The organism is uncultured Succinatimonas sp. (assembly GCF_905203285.1).
Classification (GTDB): Bacteria; Pseudomonadota; Gammaproteobacteria; order Enterobacterales; family Succinivibrionaceae; genus Succinatimonas.
In genome coordinates, this window is record NZ_CAJKVK010000131.1 from 1 (window position 1) to 3,749 (window position 3,749).

The 3,749-nt window shown below is 38.8% G+C and carries 5 protein-coding genes; 2 read left to right on the plus strand and 3 right to left on the minus strand.

Features of this window, described 5'->3' with window-relative positions:
• The coding region (locus QZ019_RS09475; RefSeq protein ID WP_295484545.1) for a hypothetical protein at positions 1 to 236 on the plus strand (236 nt) is incomplete at its 5' end.
• Between the two features lie 125 nt (positions 237 to 361).
• On the opposite strand, the gene QZ019_RS09480 is transcribed toward QZ019_RS09475, so the two are convergent.
• From QZ019_RS09480 to rlmD, 3 genes are all read right to left on the minus strand, one after another.
• Positions 362 to 1,207, minus strand: a complete 846-nt coding sequence (locus QZ019_RS09480) for a DUF3737 family protein (protein ID WP_295484547.1) — start codon at positions 1,205 to 1,207, stop codon at positions 362 to 364.
• A 129-nt stretch (positions 1,208 to 1,336) separates the two neighbouring features.
• A complete protein-coding gene (locus tag QZ019_RS09485; RefSeq protein ID WP_295484549.1) occupies positions 1,337 to 1,645 on the minus strand; it encodes an MGMT family protein in 309 nt (102 codons plus the stop codon).
• Between the two features lie 12 nt (positions 1,646 to 1,657).
• Positions 1,658 to 2,992 carry a 23S rRNA (uracil(1939)-C(5))-methyltransferase RlmD gene (rlmD, locus tag QZ019_RS09490; protein ID WP_295484551.1) on the minus strand — a complete coding sequence of 445 codons (1,335 nt, stop codon included), beginning with the start codon at positions 2,990 to 2,992 and terminating at the stop codon, positions 1,658 to 1,660.
• A gap of 94 nt (positions 2,993 to 3,086) precedes the next feature.
• On the opposite strand from rlmD, the gene QZ019_RS09495 reads away from it, so the two are divergent.
• A complete protein-coding gene (locus QZ019_RS09495) occupies positions 3,087 to 3,587 on the plus strand; it encodes a YMGG-like glycine zipper-containing protein (RefSeq protein ID WP_294563536.1) in 501 nt (166 codons plus the stop codon).
• Positions 3,588 to 3,749 lie beyond the last annotated feature (162 nt).

The following is a 3,749-nucleotide window of genomic DNA, read 5'->3' on the forward strand; positions in this document are numbered from 1 at the left end:
AGCTTGCGGAGGTGGAGAAAGTGTTTAGCAAAGACAAAGAAGAGATGCTGCGCTATGAGGCCGCCGAGCGTTATGAAATGGATTATGCCTCGCATATGAGTTCCGCTGAGCTTAAAGGCCGCAAAGATCAAGCGCTTGAAACGGCAAAAACTTTGCTTGAAATGAATTTGCCTATAGAAAAAATCGTTAAAGCCACAGGATTAACTGCCGCTGAAATTTTAAAATTAAAAAATTAATCCTTACTCATTTTCATCAAAACGAAAATTTAAAACTCCTCAGCCATCCCCATGGATTTTAGAGGAGTTTTTTATATCTTGAAAATTAACAGTTTGATATACAAACAGAAAAACTTTTAATTAAACTATTTTACAAATTTACCGTTAACTTCAATACGACCTTTAGCATTAGGATCATCTAAAATTATTTTCCTAACAGCTGGGACGCGAATAATGCCCGATGCGGGATTTTTAATGCTCAAAACCTCAGTCGTGATATCAGCCTCAACCTCGGACTTTTCAAAACTTAAATCGGTTTCAAGCATCTCACAGTTTATAAGTCTTAAACCTTCACAATAGCAAAACGGCTGAGTCCCGATAATTTTACAATTTTCAAAAACAACATCTTTTGAATACCATGCAAGATATTCGCCTTTTACCACGCTGTCACGTACCAGCACATGCTCTGCATGCCAAAAAGCATCCTTGGTGTCAAAGCGGCAGTTATCAAAAACCGCATCTTTAATATATTGAAATGAATATTTACCGGAAAATTCGACTTCTTTAAATTCAATGTGCTCAGAGCGCATCATGAAATATTCACTTTGCGCCTTGCTTTTTGACATGCGAATACCGGTAACTGACCAGCCGAACTCAGGAGAAATGATATCGGATCCTGAAATCTCAACGTCACGGCACTCTCTTAATGCCTTAATTCCGTGTAATTTTGAATCTTTGATACGGATATGATCGGAATACCATAAAGCGGCACGACACATTTCCGTCATTTCTGAAGAAGTTATGCTAAGCCCGTGAACATGCCAGCAAGGATAGCGCAGATTAAAGAAAATATGGCTTACATCAATATTCGAGCACTCTTTTAACGCACTTTCACCATCAGCAGGTCCGTCAAAAGCGCAATTTTTAAGTATTAAGTCGTGACTGCCGTAAAGCGCTCTTTCGTTATCAAATGTTTTATTTTCGATGATCATGAAGATGTCCTGTCTATTTTTATCTTTCTTTTGCAAATTATAAGACCGTTAAAATTTAGCACAAATATTTTCTGCGTATACACTGTTATGCTTTAAAAGAATAAGCAAGAGAAAAACATCACCTTAAAACTAAACTTTCCACTGATACTTAGCTAAATCCACTTTTCCGTCAGATTTAAAGACCACACCTTCTTTTTCAAGCAGGATTTTTTGCTCACTCCACATAGGGGCAGTTCTGCCCTGATGATTAACTACGCGATGACAAGGATAACGACCATAGAACTCAGCCTTACTTAAAACAAATCCCACAAGACGTGCGTTGCGATCGCGTCCTATAAGTTTGGCGATTTGTCCGTAAGTCGCGACTTTACCTTCAGGTATTTCTTCCACTACGGAAAGGATTTCATAGATTAATGATTCATTTAAAACTTTAGTCATATCTGCATACGTCTATTTCTTAGAGAGCAAAACCAAGGTCTCCACATGGGTTGAATGCGGAAACATGTCGACTCCCTGAACGTTGTTGATTTTCCATCCTCCCTTTAAAAGAACCGGCAGATCGCGTTTTAGAGCAGTAAGAGAACAGAAAATTAAAGCAAGCTTAACATCGCCTTTTAGTCTATTTAAAGCACGGCAATTAGCTTCCCCAAGTCCAGCTCTTGCCGGATCGGCAATTACCGCTTTTACATTTTCATTGATAAGAGAGGGTAAAATCTTTTTAAGATCCGAGGCTATAAAACTTACATTATTAATACCGTTCAAATCGGCATTTTCTTTAGCGGCGGAAATTGCATCTTCAACGATTTCAATACCGATAATCTGCTTAAAATGCGATGCTAAAAATAGCGACATCGTGCCCACTCCGCAGCATAAATCAAGCGCTACGGCAGATTTGTTTTCCCCGCACCAGGACACCGCTTTTTGATAAAGTTCTAAAGTGGCATAAGGATTAACCTGCAAAAAAGCGTGCGGACGCACTTCAAATAAAAGCCCGCCAAGCTTTGCCAACATATATTCATTACCGTAAATAACCAGCGATTTATCGCCTAAAATACGATTACCTTTAGCATCATTTACAAGATAATTTAATGAATTTATCTGATGCTTTTTGGCTAGATTAATAAGAGCATCTTTTAAATCATCGGATAAAAGATCCGTCGTACAAATAAGCGCCAATCTTTGCAAGCCGCCGTCACGCAGCATGACGTTGCGAATAAGACCTTTGCCGGTATTTTCATCATATGCTTTAAGATCCTTTAAATTAAAAAAACCGGTAAGATCTTGTATAAACTCACTAAACCACAAAGGTTCAAGAGCGCATTTATCTGTCTCAATCAAATCATGCGAACGCTTTTTATAAAAACCGGCTTTTATTTTTCCGTCAACGTTTTTAAAGTAACGGATTGTCTTAAAGCGGCAGATTTGAGGGCGTTTTTCTTCTACAAAATTTTCAGGCTCCAAAGTTACACCGCAGCTTTTAAGCGCTGTTTTAATGTTTTCTTTTTTATAGTGAAGCTGCGCTTTTAACGACCAATGCTGCAGCTGGCATCCCCCGCATGCACCAAAATAAGGACAAAATGGATCTTGCCTATCCGCATTTTTAGATAAAAATTTAACGATTTCACCTGAGCATCTTTTGGACCCTGCGGCAAACGGTTTTCCGACTATTACTTCCACTTTTTCACCGGGAAGAGCATCGGACAAAAAAATTTCTTTATCCTCAGTAAAAGCTAAGCCTTCGCCTTTATCGTTAATAGAGCGTACAGTAAGGATTTTTGTGTCCATCGGTCATTAAAAACTCTTGATAATTAATACTATTTTTACGCACTTTCGTCTTAAATCATATTAGAATGATTCTAATTGATTTGGAGTACTTTTTATGCACAAAAAAACTTTTGTTTCCATTATGGCTCCCGCTATTTTAGCATCTGCTTTATTTATGTCAGGATGCACCACCTCAACGGGTACCGTAGGTAAAATGAGTTACTTCACCGAAGGCGTCATCACCGATATTGAAGTAATCGACGTTAAAAAGAATAACGTTGATACCACCACCAATGCCGGTTTAGGTGCAGCAACCGGTGCGATCGCAGGTCAAGCTATCGGCCGCGATACCAAGGGTACTTTAATCGGTGCGGGAATCGGTGCCGTAGTCGGTCTTTTAGGATCCAGATTTGCCGACAGCGGTGACGGCATGCGCCTGACCGTCAATACGGATAACGGTCTTGTCTTAATCGATCAGCCTTATTCATGCTTATTCAAGATTAACGCAAAAGTCCGCATGATTAACAACAACGGTTCATACCAGCTGCAGGTCTTTGACGGTGAGCATTATCGTACTGCAGTAGCTCAAAGCAAGAGCGAATGCCCGATAGAATAATAATCTAAAAAAATTAAACAAAAACAAAAGCGGTATACGACAAAGTATGCCGTTTTTTATATCAAAACAAAAAATTCAGCTATTGCGGAAATTTTAATCACGAAAGGAAACCTGAAATTTACAGTCTAGGTAAAAATCGGATTTTTTATTTTTCTTATTCGG